We start from the raw sequence: 14,738 nt of genomic DNA, 5'->3' as shown, positions 1-14,738 counted from the left end.
ACGGATTCATCGTTCACGTGACACGAGATTCCCCTAACGAAATCCGCTGCTAGGATCGCCCCTCGACCGGCCCACGGGCGGCTTGCGGCTGCTGGAACAACGACTTTTCGCGATGGAGTTGCGAGCCAACATGTGCGGCATCTCAGGCATCTTGCGCGCGGGCGGCGAACCGGTCCCACCCGGTCTCATCGATGCGATGATCGCGACTCTGCGCCACCGGGGCCCGGATGGCGAAGGCAGCTACTTCGCACCCGGCATCGCCTTCGGCCACACGCGGCTCGCAATCATCGACCTCTCGGCCGCCTCGGATCAGCCGTTCATCGATGACGAAGCAGGGCTCGCGTTGAGCTTCAACGGCGAGATCTACAACTACATCGAGCTTCGCGATGAGTTGCGGTCGCTCGGCCAGCAGTTCCGGTCCACCGGCGACACGGAGGTCCTCCTCCGCGCCTACCAGCAGTGGGGCCCCGGGTGTCTGCCGCGGCTCAACGGGATGTTCGCCTTCGCCCTCTGGGATAACAGAAAGCGGACGCTCTTGCTCGGACGCGACCGCTTCGGAGAAAAGCCGCTCTACATTGCTCGCTCGCCGAAAGGCCTCGTCTTCGCCAGCGAAATGAAGGCCATCCTGGCCGTGCGTCCGGAACTTCGCGAAGCGAACCGGAAAGCGATGTACCGCTACCTCTCCCGCGGCGACCTGGACCTGGACCACGAGAGTTTCTTTGATGGGATCGAGAGCCTCCCCGGCGGCCACTACCTGCTCCTGGACCACGAAGGCCGCGGTGAGCCCCGGCGCTATTGGGAGCCAACGGCCTGCGAAGTCCCCGGCAACCGCGCACACGCGATCGAACGCTTCCGCGAGATCCTGTTCGACAGCATCCGCATCCGCCTCCGGAGCGACGTGCCCGTCGGGAGTTCTCTGAGCGGAGGGATCGATTCCTCCAGCATCGTCTCCACCATCAACGCCCAGAAGACGGTGCAGTGGCTCCACCAGAAGACGTTCAGCGCCCGCTTCCATTCGAAGGCGCACGACGAGGGCAAGTTCATCAAGGTCGTGACTCACCGGGTCGAAGCCGAGACACACGAGGTCTGGGTCGAACCGGAGCAGTTCATCGATGCCTTCGAGCGGCTCCAGTACCACCAGGAAGAACCGATGGCGAGCGCCAGCCCCTTCGCCCAGTGGCTCGTGATGCAGTTGGCCCGGGAAAACGATACGACCGTCCTCCTCGATGGCCAGGGCGCCGACGAGATCCTCGCCGGCTACGACCAGGCCCACGGGATGTTCCTCGCCCACTGGCTTCGCCGGGGCCGCCTGGACAAGGTAGGACGGGAGCTTTCCGCCTACGGCCGCAGATACCGCGGCATTCGCGAGCCCGCCCTCTACGCCGCCTACTACTCGCTCCCCGGGACTCTCCGCGACGGCCTCGTCGAACGCTACTACCGCTCCTCCAAGGTCGTCTCCGAGGAGCTGCATCGAGAGTTCGCACCCGGGCATGTCGATGGCCCAAGTCCGTTCCCGGACCGGCTCCGCAACGAACTGGTGCGCTGGCAGACCACAACGCAGCTCCCGGAATTCCTGCGCTATGCCGACCGGAATAGCATGGCCTTCAGCCGCGAGGTGCGCCTGCCGTTCCTGGACCACCGTCTCGCCGAGTACGCTTTCGGGCTCCCGCCCGACCTGCTGCTGAAGGGCGCCACGACCAAGGTGGTCCTCCGCGAATCGATGCGCGGCATCGTCCCCGATGGCATCCTCGATCGGAAAGACAAGCTTGCCTATGCGCCCCCACAGCACCAGTGGAACCATGGCCCGCTGCGCGCCTGGATCCTCGGGAAACTCCAGAACGCCGTGCGGCGCGGGGAATTCTTCAACCCGGAAACCGTCCGCGAGATCACGGCGAAGTTCGATTCCGGCGGGGATGACACACTCGCCTGGCGGATCGCGAGCGCTGAAGCGTGGTTCGAAACGATGGTCGAACGGCCGGCGCTGGCCGCCGCCGCCCCTGCAGAAATAAGCCCGATAAGCTGGTAACCTCCAACCTTGCAAGGCACCCATCGGCCCCGAATGGCATTCGAATGCCAGGGCGGGAACCGTGTGGCGAACGCAGACTGAACCGAACTGGAAGGATTTCACCCAATGTCAATTTCGTTTGAAGGCCAGGTCGCCCTGGTCACCGGCGCAGGGGCCGGCCTCGGCCGCGCCTACGCGATGGACCTGGCCGCCCGCGGCGCTAAAGTCGTCGTGAACGACCTCGGCGGCGACCCTCACGGAGTCGGCGAGAACCGCGCCGCCGCCCAGAAAGTGGTCGATGAGATCAAGGCCGCCGGCGGCGAAGCCACCCCGAACTACGATTCCGTCGCCGATTACGACGGCGGCTTCAACATGGTCAAGACGGCCATCGACGCGTACGGCCGTCTCGACGTGGTCATCTGCAACGCAGGCATCCTCCGCGACATCGCCTTCCACAACATGAGCGAAGACGACTGGGACAAGGTGTTCGCGGTCCACATCAAGGGCTCGTTCACGGTGCTCCGCGCTGCCTGGCCGGTCTTCCGCCAGCAGTCCTACGGTCGCGTCGTGCTGACTACCTCGTCGTCCGGCATCTACGGCCAGTTCGGCCAGGCCAACTACGGCGCTGCCAAGACGTCGATGCTCGGCCTCATGAACGTCCTCAAGCAGGAAGGCGCGAAGTACAACGTCAACGTGAACACCGTCGCCCCGGTCGCCGGGACCCGCCTCACGCAGACGGTCATGCCCCAGGAAATGATCGACCGCCTGAAGCCGGAGCTCGTCGCTCCCGCGGTCGTCTACATGGTCTCGAAAGAGTGCCAGGACAGCGGCCTCATCATCGAGGCCGGCGCGGGCAACTTCAACCGGGCAGCCATCGTCAAGGGCCCCGGCCTCCAGCCGGGCATGGCTGATGCCATGTCGGCCGAGTGGTGCCAGGAAAACTGGGGCAAGATCACGAGCCTCGAAGGCGCCGAGCCGATGTGGCGCACCGGCCAGACCCTCGCGAACTACCTGGCGGAGAAGGCGAAGGCCTGATCGGCCCCGCCCAGGTCAGCCACGGAGAGAGGGAGGCACGCACTGCCTCCCTCTCTTGTTTCTCGGCCGTGCCGTAGGCTTCGCGGGCATGGAACGCGAGCGTCTCCCCGCGATGGACGACTACTTCATGGGTATCGCCATGGCCGTCCGCGAACGCGCGAACTGCAAAGGGCAGCGCGTTGGCGCGCTGATCGTGCGCGACAAACGCATCCTCGCAACCGGCTACAACGGCACACCTTCGGATATGGATAACTGCCTCGATGGAGGCTGCTTCCGCTGCGACAACCGCGATGGCCAGTTCCAGCCCGGCACGGCCTACGACATCTGCATCTGCGTCCATGCGGAACAGAACGCCGTCCTCTCGGCCGCCCGCTTCGGCACGCCAACCGAGGGCGCCACGATTTACACCACCACCCGTCCCTGCTTCGGCTGCACCAAGGAGCTGCTACAGGCCAAGGTGATCTCGGTGAACTTCATCCACGATTGGACGCACCCGGACGACGAATTCATGCGCCAGTACCGCCTCATCCAGGCGCGGTTCACGGGCGGAATCCGCCAGGTCGCGATAGACGACCCACGCGCGGCCTGGGCCCGGGCAGGACGCGTCTTGCCGGGTGAGACCGGCCACCGGATTCCCTGAACATGCCTAACCCGCGTGGCGGTTCCGGTTGCGGGCTTCGCGATAGGCGTCGGCGAAGTCCTTCATCTCCCCACCGGGGTAGTAATCCTTCACGAGCTGCTCCCGCAGGCCCCGCGGGTCCGAGGCGGTGGCTGTCCGAGCGCCCGCCGCCCGGGGCGTCGCTCGGGCATGACATCGCCGCCGGCGAGGCTGAGGAACTCGAGCGGGCCGCGGAAACGGCTGGCGTCATACTCCAGCGCATTCACTTCCACGCCCACATACAGGGGAACTTTCACATGGGAGGCCGACTTGAGCGGCCGGTTACTCACCGCCAGTGACAGGCGGTCGCCGTAGAGGGCTGCCTGGCGGCCGGTGCACTGGAGCAACACGACGGCGAACGTCGAATCGTCGAGACGGCAATGGAAGTCCGAACCGCGCGTGATGCGGACGAGCGTTTCCGCCACATGGTCGACGGCAAGACGAGCCGTGCCTTCGCCCCAGGCCCCGCGCAGCTCTTCGAACTGGCTGACCTTGATGACCGCGAGCGTCAGCGCGTGCGCGTACCGCTCACTCCGGGCGATATCGCGCGAGAGCGTGTCGATCAGCTGCTGACGGCCGACCGCCCCCATCCGCTCGTCACCATGGCCGTCCCGCGCGTCCCCCGTGTCCCGGTCAGGGTCGAGCGCCTGGATGCCCCGATAGACGAAAGCGCTGAGACCTGCCGTCGTGACGATCAGGAGAAGCCCAATGTGACCGGAATAGCGGATTGCCACCGAAGCTTCGCCGACGAGCAGCACCATCCCTGCCGCCACCGCTGCCCGGCGCGTGATCGCGGCGCCCCGTCCCGGCCCGATGGGGATGGCAGCCGCCATATGCAGCCAGCGGCGCACCGTTCGCCTCATATTCACCTTCCCCGCCCGAGAGAAATCGCGCGTTCGGGGGGATTATCGTCGCTGAAAAGAGTCCGCGCCGTCGCCAAAGGGTGGACGGCAGTGAGAGTCCGGGATCAAACGGGTGGACGCCTTTAGCGCCGGCGTGTAGCGTGGGCGCCGAACAACCACAAGCTGTTCGGGATCGCTGGGGGTGCCCTCGCGGGCTGAGATCAGACCCCTTGAACCTGACCACGTTGAAACGTGCGGAGGAAAGCGATCGGAACCGTAGCACCCAGGTGCGCGGAGTCCGGCTTTCCGGGCTCCTTTTTCTTGCCCGGGAAGTGCCCCCGGCCCTCGGGCAGCAAGAAGGAGCCCTTCATGCGAAGGTTCAGTCTGCCTGTCATCCTGCTCTTGATTTCCTGCCTCGCGGCCCTTCCTGCACTCGCCTGCGGCGGTGACGACGGAGGCGACTCCCTCACCGTCATCACCCACGACTCGTTCAACCTCAGCGAGGAACTCATAAAGCAGTTCGAATCCGAGAACCACGTAACGGTGAAGCTCCTCCCGAAGGGCGATGCCGGCTCCATGCTTACCGCCCTCATCCTCACGAAGCGCAACCCCGAGGGTGACGTCGCCTTCGGAGTCGACAACACCCTGCTCTCGCGCGCGCTGGATGAAGGCGTTTTCGCGGCCTACACCTCGCCCCTCACCATCAAGGTGCCGGCCGACCTGCGCGGCGAGGGTTCAAACCTCGTGACCCCGATCGACTACGGTTACGTCAACTTTAACTACGACATCGAAGCGCTCAAGAAGCTCAACATCGAGCCGCCGAAGAAGCTCGAAGACCTGACCGACGCGAAGTACCGCGGCCTCGTCGTCGTCGAGAACCCCGCCTCCTCATCGCCGGGCCTCGCCTTCCTCATCGCAACCGTGGATTACTTCGGCGAAAGCGCCTACCTGAACTGGTGGAAGGCGATGCGCGCCAACGACATGAAGGTGGTCGACGGCTGGGAGACGGCCTACTACACCAACTTCTCCCTCGCCGGGGGCAGCCAGCCGATCGTGCTCAGCTATGCGACCAGCCCGGCCTTCGAACAGCTCTTCGCCGATCCGCCCCGCAAGGACGCGCCGACGGCCAACATCCTGGTGGCAAAGGGAGTGTTCCGCCAGGTCGAGTACGCCGGGGTGCTGAAGGGCGCCAGCAACGAAGCCCTCGCGCGGAAGTTCATCGACTTTCTCTTGAGCGTGCCGGTGCAGGAGGATATCCCGGGCCAGATGGCGGTCTACCCGGTGAACCAGGACGCGATGGTGCCCGAAGCCTTCGCCGCGTTCTCAAAGGTGGACGTGGCGCCCGCTTCGGTGAGCGCCGAAATGATCGCCGCGAAGAGGGACACATGGATCGAAGCGTGGACGAAGGCCGTCCTTCGCTGACGGCCCGCGCGCGGGGGCGACGTCCGCTCTTGCTCGTCGTGCCCGCGGGCCTGCTACTCGCCGCCTTCCTCGCCTACCCGCTCCAGGGCATCCTCCGCGAGTCGTTCCAGAGAGACGGCGGCATCGGCCTGCTCGTCGAAGACACTTACTACCTGGAGCGGGGGTGGTTCACCCTCTGGCAGGCGACGGTCTCGGCGGCGCTGACACTGCTGCTCGCCGTGCCCCTCGCCTGGCTCCTCGCCTGCCATGCATTCCCGGGAAAGCGCACGATCGAAGCGGTCCTCATGGTCCCGTTCGTGCTCCCGACGATCGTGGTGGCGGTCGCCTTCTCGGCGTTGATCGGCCCTTCTGGCGTGGCGAACGACCTGTTGACCCGGATCCCCGGCATCGAAGAGCCGCCAATCCGCATCCTCAATACCGTCTGGGCGATCCTGCTGGCCCATGTTTTCTACAACGTTGCCGTCGCGGGACGCATCATCGCCACCGGCTGGCGCGGTCTCGATTCCCGCGTCGAAGAATCCGCCGCGATGCTCGGCGCGGGGCCGGCCGCCCGGTTCTTCCTGGTCACGCTCCCGGCGCTGCGAAACTCGCTTCTCGCGGCCGCTTCGCTGGTCTTCCTCTTCTGTTTCACCAGCTTCGGAGTCGTCCTCATCCTGGGCGGTCCGCAGTTCGGCACGCTGGAAACCGAGATCTACCGGGAGTCGCTGTTCCTCTTTCGCCTGCCGGTCGCCGGCGCCCTCGCCCTCGCCCAGCTGGTGGTCACATTCGCGGCAATCGTCATCAATGCCCGCCTTCAACAGACAACCCCCCAGCGGACCGAGGCACGCTCGACCACGCCCTGGGACCGGAAGTCCGCCGCCCTCGGAGCAGCCATCCTCGCGCTCCTCTTGCTGCTCACCGCCGCCCCGATGGCTGCCCTCGTCGAGCGCTCGTTCCACGGCGACGACGGCTACACGCTCCGCTACTACACGATGCTCGATGACAACGTCCGCGGCCAGGCGCTGTTCGTCGCACCGATCGAGGCCGTCCGCAACTCCGTGGTGTTCGCCCTCGCGACGGTCGCCGTCGCGCTCCCGGTCGGGACGCTGGCTGCCATCGGCTCCGTGCGCGCAAGGTCGACACTTGCGGAGGCGCTGGTGCAACTCCCCCTCGGCGTGTCATCCGTCACACTCGGACTGGGGTTCCTCGTAACCATGGACCAGCCGCCGCTGAACCTCCGCGAAAGTCCGGCGCTGGTGGTCATCGCGCACTCCCTGATCGCCGTGCCCTTCGTCACGAGGACTGTCTCTGCCCGCCTTCGCAGTCTCGACCCGCGGTTGCGCGATGCGGCCGCGATGCTCGGCGCCGGGCCGGCACGGACCTTTTTCGCGGTCGAAGCGCCGCTCCTGAAGGGCGCGATCGGCGTCGCCGCGGTCCTCTCCTTCGCCACTTCTATGGGAGAGTTCGGGGCAACGCTCCTGATCGCGCGCCCCGAATACCCGACCATCCCGGTCGCCATCTTCCGCTACCTCGGACAACCAGGGGCGCTCAACTACGGACAGGCACTCGCGATGAGCACCGTCCTGATGGCGGTCACTGGCTCCACGTTCTTCCTCGCCGAACGCCTCGTCCGCGTTCGAACCGGTGGGGTCTCGTGACTGGCCTGAGCGTGCGTGGCGCCACATTCCGCGCAGGGGGCCGGGAGATCCTGAGCGATGTCTCGCTCGACGTCGTCCCGGGCGAAACCCTCGCCCTCCTTGGCCCCAGCGGCTGCGGGAAGACGACGCTCCTGCGCATCATCGCGGGGCTGGAAGCGCCTTCGGCCGGGGTCGTCGCGTTCGATGACCGGGATGTCTCCAACAGCCCGCCCCACCGGCGTGGTTTCGGGATGATGTTCCAGGACCATGCGCTCTTCCCCCACCTCGATGTCGGCGCAAACGTCGAGTTCGGCCTGAAGCGCGCCCACTGGCCGGAGCCTCGCCGCCGGGAGCGCGTGCAGGAGCTGCTCGATCTCGTGGGCCTGCCGGGTTTCGAACGGCGCCGGATCGACAGGCTCTCCGGAGGAGAACGCCAGCGGGTGGCGCTCGCAAGGGCGCTGGCGCCCGAACCCAGGCTGCTCATGCTCGATGAGCCGCTCGCCTCGCTCGACCGGAGCCTGCGCGAGCGCCTGGCGGGCGAACTTCGGGAGATCCTCGGCCGCCTCGCTATCCCGGCGATCTACGTCACCCACGACCAGGCCGAGGCGTTCGCCCTCGCCGATCGGATCGCGATCATGAACAGCGGCAGGGTCACGCGTGTAGGCCGGCCGAGCGAGGTCTGGGAACACCCGGAGACGGAATTCGTCGCCCGTTTCCTCGGCATGGGCAACGTCGTGAGCGGCGAACGCGAACCAGACGGATGGGTCCGCACGGCGTTCGGCAGGTTCGGACCTGTCGCGGGGCCGACCGGACCGGCGAGGCTGCTGCTGCGGCCAGAGGGCGTGACCCTTGTGGCGGCTCCCGGCGACGCCGTGGCCGAAGGTATCGCCGAGACAGTTGCCTTCGGGGGCGAGCGAACCACCGTGACGCTCACCGCCGGCGGACAGCGAGTCGAGTTCTCGCTGCCATCGAGCGCGGAACTGCCCGCTCGCGGCGAGCGCACCCGGGTGGCCGTCCCGCGCGTCCAACTACTCCACTGATGGATGCCGCGCCGTCCGCATGTTGTACCCTCTGACTGTGCGACACACAGCCGCGACTCACGCCCTCCAGGAGAAGCTTTTCCGTTGAACGGGCCCCTCGAAGGCATCCGCGTGCTCGACTTCACCTGGGCCCTCGCAGGGCCATTCGCCACAATGCAGCTCGCGGACCTCGGCGCGGAAGTTGTGAAGGTGGAGTACCCCGAAACCCACGAAAAAGAACGTGGCTTCGGCCCTTACCACGACGGGATTTCGACGTTCTTCTTCAGCGCGAATCGGGGCAAGAAGGGCATTGCCATCGACCTGAAAACCGAAGACGGCAAGGCCCTCGTGAAGCGATTGGCACGGCGGGCAGACGTTGTGGCCGAGAATTTCCGGCCCGGCACAATGGACCGCCTCGGGCTGGGGTACTCGGCACTCCGCGAAGTGAACCCCCGGCTGATCTATGCGGCCCTCAGCGGCTTCGGACAGACCGGCCCCTACAGTGCCATGGCCGCCGTCGATGCAGTCGCCCAGGCCATGGGAGGGACGCTGTCACTCAATGGCGAAGCAGACGGCCCCCCAATGCGCATCGGCGTCAGCATCGGCGACATGGCCGGCGGACTCTACCTGGCCATCGGCATCCTCGCCGCCCTGCGGGCGCGAGATATCACCGGCGAGGGCCAACTCCTCGACGTTGCATTGATGGAGGCCCAGATCGCCCTCTGCGAAAACGCCATCGTGCGTCACTCGGCCTCTGCTGAAGCGCCGACCCGCCAGGGGAGCCGCCATCCGCTCGTCGCCCCCTTCGGGCCGTATGAGACGAGCGACGGCTGGATCGTGATCGCAAACGTCAAGGAGTGGGAACTCTTCTGCGCCATCATCGGCCGCGACGACATGGCCCTCGATGAGCGGTTCCTCACCAACCGCGCCCGGCTGGAGAACGTCGATTCGCTTGAGTCCGAGTTGGCGTCCGTCATCGCGACCCGGACAACCAGCGAATGGTTCGCAATCATCGAACCGGCGAACGTCTGTGCCATCGGGAAGGTGAATACCATCGCCGACCTGTTCGAAGACCCGCACGTCGCCGGCCGCCGAATGCTCGTCGATATCCCGATGCCATACGGCAAGCCCGGGACGTTGAAGCTCCCGAACTCCCCTGTCCACCTCTCCGGTACGCCGGCAATCGTGGCTCGGACGATGCCCGAACACGGCGGGGATACCTCCGGCGTCTTCGCGGACTGGCTCGGGATTTCGGCCGAGGAGACGGCGGAGCTTCGCGCCCGCGGGATTGTGAAATAACCCCCTGACACTCGCTCCATCCATGGAGTACGGTACATGGGCGAGTCCCGAGCCCAACGGCCCCTTGTGGGAGTCGCGGGACCGGCCTTCAAGGAAAGGGCTTCAACCGCCACAAACACGGCGAGAAGGAGCCTGACATGCCAAGCACCTGGGACCCCGACCAGTACCACCGCTTCCGCGACGAACGCAGCCGCCCTTTCTTCGACTTGCTGGACCTCGTCGAACCGTGCCCCGGCGGGGCCGTGATCGACCTGGGATGCGGCACCGGCGAACTCACCCGCATCCTCCATGAACGTAGCGGAGCGGCGACCACCCTGGGTCTCGACAGCTCGGACACCATGCTGGCGAAGGCCGGAGAACATGCCGGTCCCGGCCTCCGGTTCGCGACCGGCGACATCGCCCAGTTCAGCGGCCAGTACGACCTGGTTTTCTCGAACGCGGCGCTCCAGTGGCTCGATGGGCACGAAGCCCTCATCCCAAAGATTGCGGCGCACGTGGCGCCCGGCGGGCAGCTCGCCTTCCAGGTCCCCGCGAACGCCGACCATCCGTCGCACCTGGTTGCCCACTCCGTCGCCCGGGAAGAGCCGTACGCGACGGCCCTCGGCGGTTACGTCCGCGATTGGCCGGTCCTGCCCCCTGAGCGTTACGCCGAGATCCTCGACAGACTCGGTTTTCGCGACCTGACCGTACGGCTCGAGGTCTACGGCCACCACCTGGAGTCCTCGGGAGGTGTCGTCGAGTGGGTGAAGGGCACGCTCCTGACCGACTACCAGAAGCGCATGCCTGCCGGACTCTTCGAACGGTACCTCGCCCGTTACCGGGAGCTGCTCCTGGGGGAGATCGGGATGAAAGCGCCCTATTTCTATGCGTTCAAGCGGGTGCTCGCCCGCGGCCGGGCGGCCGATTAGCCCATGACCGTGACAATCGAACCGGTCGCCTACGCAGACAAGAGCGTTCTCGGCCGCCTGCTGCAGCTCTACCTCTACGACTTCACGGAGTTCCAACCCCGGGAGCTCAACGCCCACGGCGAATTCGAATACCGCTACCTGGACCTCTACTGGGCCCCGGACTACGGTGAAAAGCGGTACCCCTTCTTCATCCGCAGCGAAGGCAGCCTCGCCGGGTTCGCGATGGTCCGCTTCGTCAATGGCGTGAACGTGATGTCCGAGTTCTTCGTCCTGCGGCCGTACCGCCGCCGGGGGGTGGGCGCGGCCGCGGCGCGAGCCGTCTTCGCCGCGCTTCCCGGCCGGTGGCTGGTGCCGGAAGTCACGGCCAACCTCGCCGCCCAGGCCTTCTGGCACGGAGTCATCGACGGGGTGACCGGTGGTCGCTTCGACGAAGTCCGGGACGAGAACGGGTTAACTCAGCGCTTCACCACCTGAACCAAACAGGAAGGCCCCGCTCAAACGAGCGGGGCCTTCCTGGGCTGAGAGGACGCTCCGGGATTACCGGAGGAGGCTGAGGGCAGCCTGCGAGGACTGGTTCGCCTGGGCGAGGACGGCGGTGCCGGCCTGCTGCAGGATCTGGTTGCTGACCATCATCGTCGAGAGTTCGGCGACGTCGGCATCGCGGATTCGGCTCTCGCTGGCGGTCAGGTTCTCGACGCTGACACCGAGGCTGTTCACCGTGTGCTCGAGGCGGTTCTGCGCAGCACCAAGGTCCGACCGGCGGGTGTTCAACGTGGTGATGCCCGTGTCGATCTGGTTGATGAACGCCTGTGCAGCCGTGTTCGAGGCCACGATCGTCGCCGAAGAGGTCCAGTCCACGCCGCCGCCCGTGACCAGGTTCAGGCCGGTCGCGGCCGTCGCGCGGACGTCGTTGAACGAGATGTTCATGCTGTCGTAGGCGGTCGTGTTCGCACCGACCTGGAGGGCCGCGGCGCCGGTACCGGTCACCACGATCGTGTCGTTCGCCGCCAGGGCGAGGGCAGCACCGATGTTGTCGGCAGTGTCGCCCGCCGAGCTGTTCAGCGTGACCTTGATGCCGTGCTGCGAGAAGTTCAGCACCTGCGTGCCGTTCGCCGCGACCGCGCCGAGCGTCAGGTTCTGGGCGATGCCCGCGGAGTTCGTCAGCGTGAGCGTGTCGGTCGCTGCGGCATAGCTGAAGGTGTAGGTGTCGGCCTTGGAGCCGGCAACTTCGATGTTCGAGGCGATCGTCGCCGCAACCGCGTCGTTCACGACCAGGTCGGTTGCCGTCGCGCCGCCGAGCGTACCGGTGAGGGTGCCCGTCAGGAGGTTCTGGCCGTTGAAGTTGGTCGCGTTCGCGATCCGGTCGATTTCAGTCCGGAGCTGCACGAGTTCGGTGCCGATTGAGGTCCGGGCGGCGGAGTCGTAGGTGTCGTTCGCGGCCTGGACGCCCAGCTCGCGCATACGCTGGAGGATGCCGTGGACTTCGTCCATCGCGCCTTCAGCGGTCTGGATCATCGAGATGCCGTCCTGGGCGTTGCGGATTGCCTGGCTGTTGCCACGGATCTGCGCGCGCATTTTTTCGGAAATGCCGAGGCCGGCGGCGTCGTCCGCGGCGCGGTTGATGCGGTAACCGCTGGAGAGCTTCTCCAGCACCTTGCCCATCTTCATGGTGGTGCTGTTGAGGTTGCGCTGCCCGTTGAGCGCAGCCACGTTCGTAACGATTGAAGACATTTCTGAGTCCCCTTGTTCCGACCCTGCCAGCCTCCCCTCGGAAGGTCTGGCCCCTGCCCCTGGTGGATTTGGGCAGGTCTGACACGTTGGTTATCGCGAGAACAGCGGGGGCTAAGGGGTACAGACGTGGATACGGAGGGGATACACCGGTGACGAAACGGGGGCAACGGGTAACAGGAGGGGAGATGGGCGGTGGCGGGAGGGTGGCGGGGCGGCTGAATTGGGCTCTCCCGTAAGCGCTGAGTAAGAACTCTGTTGGAGTCGTGCATTCGCGGTTGAAATGCAAGCGGGGCTGAACAAGCCTGAAACCCGCCGGAGATTGCCTGCTGACAAGCAAGCGTTCCGTGGAGATTTGCGCGGGGCATACGGCCGGACATGGCGGCCTGCAAGTTGCGCTCTGCAACGCAAGCGCGACGGCGATGCTGCGCGCCGAGCGCCAACCGCGACAACGCTGGTTCCAGGTCCCGGAAGGGCACAGAGGTGTCTCTTCAGTACCTGGACCAAAGCCAGAGACTGACTCAACCTCGCCACCTGGCGCACACGAAGAAAGGAGGCTCCTTGCGGAGCCTCCCTTCTTCACTCGGAGAGCGGCCTGGGTAGCGGGTAGAGGAGAGAGGCTAGAGGTTCGTGCCCCAACCCCACCCTCGGAGTTAGCCCTGGAGGAGCTGGAGGACGGCCTGCGGGGTCTGGTTCGCCTGGGCGAGGACCGAAACGCCGGCCGACTGGAGAATGTTCGCAGCGACGAGGTCGCTCGAAAGCTCAGCGATGTCGGCATCCCGGATACGGCTTTCGCTGGCGGTCAGGTTCTCCACCGCCACGCCAAGGCTGTTGATGGTGTGTTCCAGGCGGTTCTGGGCCGCGCCAAGGGTGCCGCGGCGGCTGTTCAGCGTCTGGATGGCGCCATCGAGCGAACTCATCAGGTTGTGCGAATCCTGGATGGTCCGCACCACCTGGTCGCCCAGCGTCGTGATGAGGCCCGTCGAACCGCCGAGCTTGTAGGCCGCCGAACCCAGGTTCTCGCTCAGCATGCTCACGAACTGGAGGGAGAGCGTGTCGGGCACGTTCGCGCCAACCTGGAGGGTCGAGGTGTTGCCGGTGCCCTGGATATCGAGCGTGTTGTTCGTCGCCCCCGTGAGGTCCGTCACAACCTGGACGGCAGTCCGGCCAGCGGGGCCCGTCTGGAGCGTGATCGCGATGCCGAGCTGGTTGAAGTCGAGCGTGCGCGTCTCGTTCGCCACCATGTCGGCGACTGAGAGTGTCTGCGAAGTGCCATCCGCTCCCGTCAGTGTCAGTTGGCCGGCGCCGGGAGAAGTGAACGTGTAGGTCTGGGGCCGTGCCGTCGTCGCGGTGAGCGTGGTGCCGGTGAGGCCGTTGATCGAGAGGTTCTGGTTGCCCCCGACGGCCATGTCGCCGAGAAAGCTCGTCCAGTTGTAGGCGGCCGCATCGGCGGTCACCGCGATGGCAAAACCGTTGGTGAAGGTGACGCTCCCGGCCGAGGCCGCTGCGATGCTCGACCCGGAGGCGAAGCCTGCCGCCGTGCCGACGAGCGCGCCGGTCGCGCTGCCAAGGCGCATTTCGAGGATCCCTCCGTTGTTCACGAAGGCGTAAGTGCCGGCCGGGGCCGTCGCGAAGGTCGCCGTGCGGGTGCCGCCCGAAGGTAGCGAGTCGCCCGTAACCAGGTGGGTAGCCGTCACGCCGGCGTTGGCGTAGCCGATGGTCTCACCCTCGATGAAGTTCGTGCCCGCCACCCCGGCGGAAACGCTGGAGAGCGCGCCGGTGAGGACCTTCTGCCCATTGAACTCGGTGCTGAAGGCGATGCGGTCGATCTCCGACCGGAGCTGGACAATTTCCTCGCCGATGCTCGTGCGCTCGGGCCCGTTGTCGGCATAAGTGCCGTTCGCCGCCTGGACGGCCAGTTCGCGCATGCGCTGGAGGATGCTGTGCACTTCGTCCATCGCGCCTTCAGCGGTCTGCAACATGGAAATGCCGTCCTGGGCGTTCCGCAGGGCCTGCTTGTTTCCCTTGATCTGCGCCCGCATCTTCTCGCTGATGGCGAGCCCCGCAGCGTCATCGGCGGCGCGGTTGATGCGGTAGCCGCTGGCCAGCTTCTCGAGCGTCTTGCCCATCTTCAGTCCGGTCTTCGCGAGGTTCCGCTGGCCGTTGATGGCGCTCACGTTCGTCATGATCCGTGTCATTGTCGTTC

The 14,738-nt window shown here is 66.1% G+C and carries 12 protein-coding genes and 1 riboswitch; of the genes, 9 read left to right on the top strand and 3 right to left on the bottom strand.

Annotated elements, in window-relative coordinates; genetic code table 11:
* Positions 1 to 130: 130 nt before the first annotated feature.
* The 3 genes from asnB (at position 131) to IPG14_RS08580 (ending at position 3,680) form a co-directional block, all read left to right on the top strand.
* Complete coding sequence (gene asnB / locus IPG14_RS08590) at positions 131 to 2,026, top strand: asparagine synthase (glutamine-hydrolyzing) (RefSeq protein ID WP_343391524.1); 1,896 nt, start codon at positions 131 to 133, stop codon at positions 2,024 to 2,026.
* Between the two features lie 105 nt (positions 2,027 to 2,131).
* Entirely contained in the window at positions 2,132 to 3,040 is a 909-nt protein-coding gene (locus tag IPG14_RS08585) for an SDR family oxidoreductase (RefSeq protein WP_343386728.1), read from the top strand.
* Between the two features lie 88 nt (positions 3,041 to 3,128).
* Positions 3,129 to 3,680, top strand: a complete 552-nt coding sequence (locus tag IPG14_RS08580; protein ID WP_343391523.1) for a dCMP deaminase family protein — start codon at positions 3,129 to 3,131, stop codon at positions 3,678 to 3,680.
* Positions 3,681 to 3,769: 89 nt separating this feature from the next.
* On the opposite strand, the gene IPG14_RS08575 is transcribed toward IPG14_RS08580, so the two are convergent.
* Positions 3,770 to 4,561 carry a diguanylate cyclase gene (locus IPG14_RS08575; protein WP_343391522.1) on the bottom strand — a complete coding sequence of 264 codons (792 nt, stop codon included), beginning with the start codon at positions 4,559 to 4,561 and terminating at the stop codon, positions 3,770 to 3,772.
* 167 nt (positions 4,562 to 4,728) lie between these two features.
* Positions 4,729 to 4,820, top strand: a riboswitch (TPP riboswitch).
* A gap of 89 nt (positions 4,821 to 4,909) precedes the next feature.
* Between IPG14_RS08575 and IPG14_RS08570 the strand changes: the two genes are divergently transcribed.
* From IPG14_RS08570 to IPG14_RS08545, 6 genes are all read left to right on the top strand, one after another.
* Positions 4,910 to 5,962: a thiamine ABC transporter substrate-binding protein gene (locus IPG14_RS08570; RefSeq protein ID WP_343391521.1), complete on the top strand. Its 1,053-nt coding sequence runs from the start codon at positions 4,910 to 4,912 to the stop codon at positions 5,960 to 5,962.
* Positions 5,926 to 7,599, top strand: coding sequence for an iron ABC transporter permease (locus tag IPG14_RS08565; RefSeq protein ID WP_343391520.1), 1,674 nt, complete (start codon positions 5,926 to 5,928; stop codon positions 7,597 to 7,599). Before IPG14_RS08570 ends, IPG14_RS08565 begins: the two co-directional genes overlap by 37 nt.
* A complete protein-coding gene (locus tag IPG14_RS08560; protein ID WP_343391519.1) occupies positions 7,596 to 8,618 on the top strand; it encodes an ABC transporter ATP-binding protein in 1,023 nt (340 codons plus the stop codon). Before IPG14_RS08565 ends, IPG14_RS08560 begins: the two co-directional genes overlap by 4 nt.
* Before the next feature lie 84 nt (positions 8,619 to 8,702).
* Positions 8,703 to 9,896, top strand: coding sequence for a CaiB/BaiF CoA-transferase family protein (locus IPG14_RS08555; RefSeq protein WP_343391518.1), 1,194 nt, complete (start codon positions 8,703 to 8,705; stop codon positions 9,894 to 9,896).
* A 137-nt stretch (positions 9,897 to 10,033) separates the two neighbouring features.
* Positions 10,034 to 10,804, top strand: a complete 771-nt coding sequence (locus IPG14_RS08550) for a methyltransferase domain-containing protein (protein ID WP_343391517.1) — start codon at positions 10,034 to 10,036, stop codon at positions 10,802 to 10,804.
* A gap of 3 nt (positions 10,805 to 10,807) precedes the next feature.
* Positions 10,808 to 11,278, top strand: coding sequence for a GNAT family N-acetyltransferase (locus IPG14_RS08545; protein WP_343386736.1), 471 nt, complete (start codon positions 10,808 to 10,810; stop codon positions 11,276 to 11,278).
* A 63-nt stretch (positions 11,279 to 11,341) separates the two neighbouring features.
* Here IPG14_RS08545 and IPG14_RS08540 read toward each other — a convergent pair whose 3' ends face one another.
* The gene (locus tag IPG14_RS08540) at positions 11,342 to 12,535 is read right to left on the bottom strand and encodes a flagellin (RefSeq protein ID WP_343386737.1); all 1,194 of its coding nucleotides are present in this window, start codon (positions 12,533 to 12,535) and stop codon (positions 11,342 to 11,344) included.
* 650 nt (positions 12,536 to 13,185) lie between these two features.
* Positions 13,186 to 14,730, bottom strand: coding sequence for a flagellin (locus IPG14_RS08535; RefSeq protein WP_343386738.1), 1,545 nt, complete (start codon positions 14,728 to 14,730; stop codon positions 13,186 to 13,188).
* Between the last annotated feature and the right edge of the window lie 8 nt (positions 14,731 to 14,738).

This window comes from Candidatus Amarobacter glycogenicus (genome assembly GCF_016704105.1).
In the GTDB taxonomy this organism is placed as follows: domain Bacteria; phylum Chloroflexota; class Dehalococcoidia; order Tepidiformales; family Tepidiformaceae; genus Amarobacter; species Amarobacter glycogenicus.
This window is presented reverse-complemented; position numbering and strand designations above follow the sequence as displayed.

Bases quoted from the DNA above. Each gene is read 5' to 3' on its own strand.
- IPG14_RS08550 (WP_343391517.1), top strand. From the start codon at position 10,034: ATGCCAAGCACCTGGGACCCCGACCAGTACCACCGCTTCCGCGACGAA.
- IPG14_RS08545 (WP_343386736.1), top strand. From the start codon at position 10,808: ATGACCGTGACAATCGAACCGGTCGCCTACGCAGACAAGAGCGTTCTC.
- asnB (WP_343391524.1), top strand. From the start codon at position 131: ATGTGCGGCATCTCAGGCATCTTGCGCGCGGGCGGCGAACCGGTCCCA.
- IPG14_RS08580 (WP_343391523.1), top strand. From the start codon at position 3,129: ATGGAACGCGAGCGTCTCCCCGCGATGGACGACTACTTCATGGGTATC.
- IPG14_RS08570 (WP_343391521.1), top strand. From the start codon at position 4,910: ATGCGAAGGTTCAGTCTGCCTGTCATCCTGCTCTTGATTTCCTGCCTC.
- IPG14_RS08575 (WP_343391522.1), bottom strand. From the start codon at position 4,561: ATGAGGCGAACGGTGCGCCGCTGGCTGCATATGGCGGCTGCCATCCCC.
- IPG14_RS08565 (WP_343391520.1), top strand. From the start codon at position 5,926: ATGGATCGAAGCGTGGACGAAGGCCGTCCTTCGCTGACGGCCCGCGCG.
- IPG14_RS08535 (WP_343386738.1), bottom strand. From the start codon at position 14,730: ATGACACGGATCATGACGAACGTGAGCGCCATCAACGGCCAGCGGAAC.
- IPG14_RS08540 (WP_343386737.1), bottom strand. From the start codon at position 12,535: ATGTCTTCAATCGTTACGAACGTGGCTGCGCTCAACGGGCAGCGCAAC.
- IPG14_RS08585 (WP_343386728.1), top strand. From the start codon at position 2,132: ATGTCAATTTCGTTTGAAGGCCAGGTCGCCCTGGTCACCGGCGCAGGG.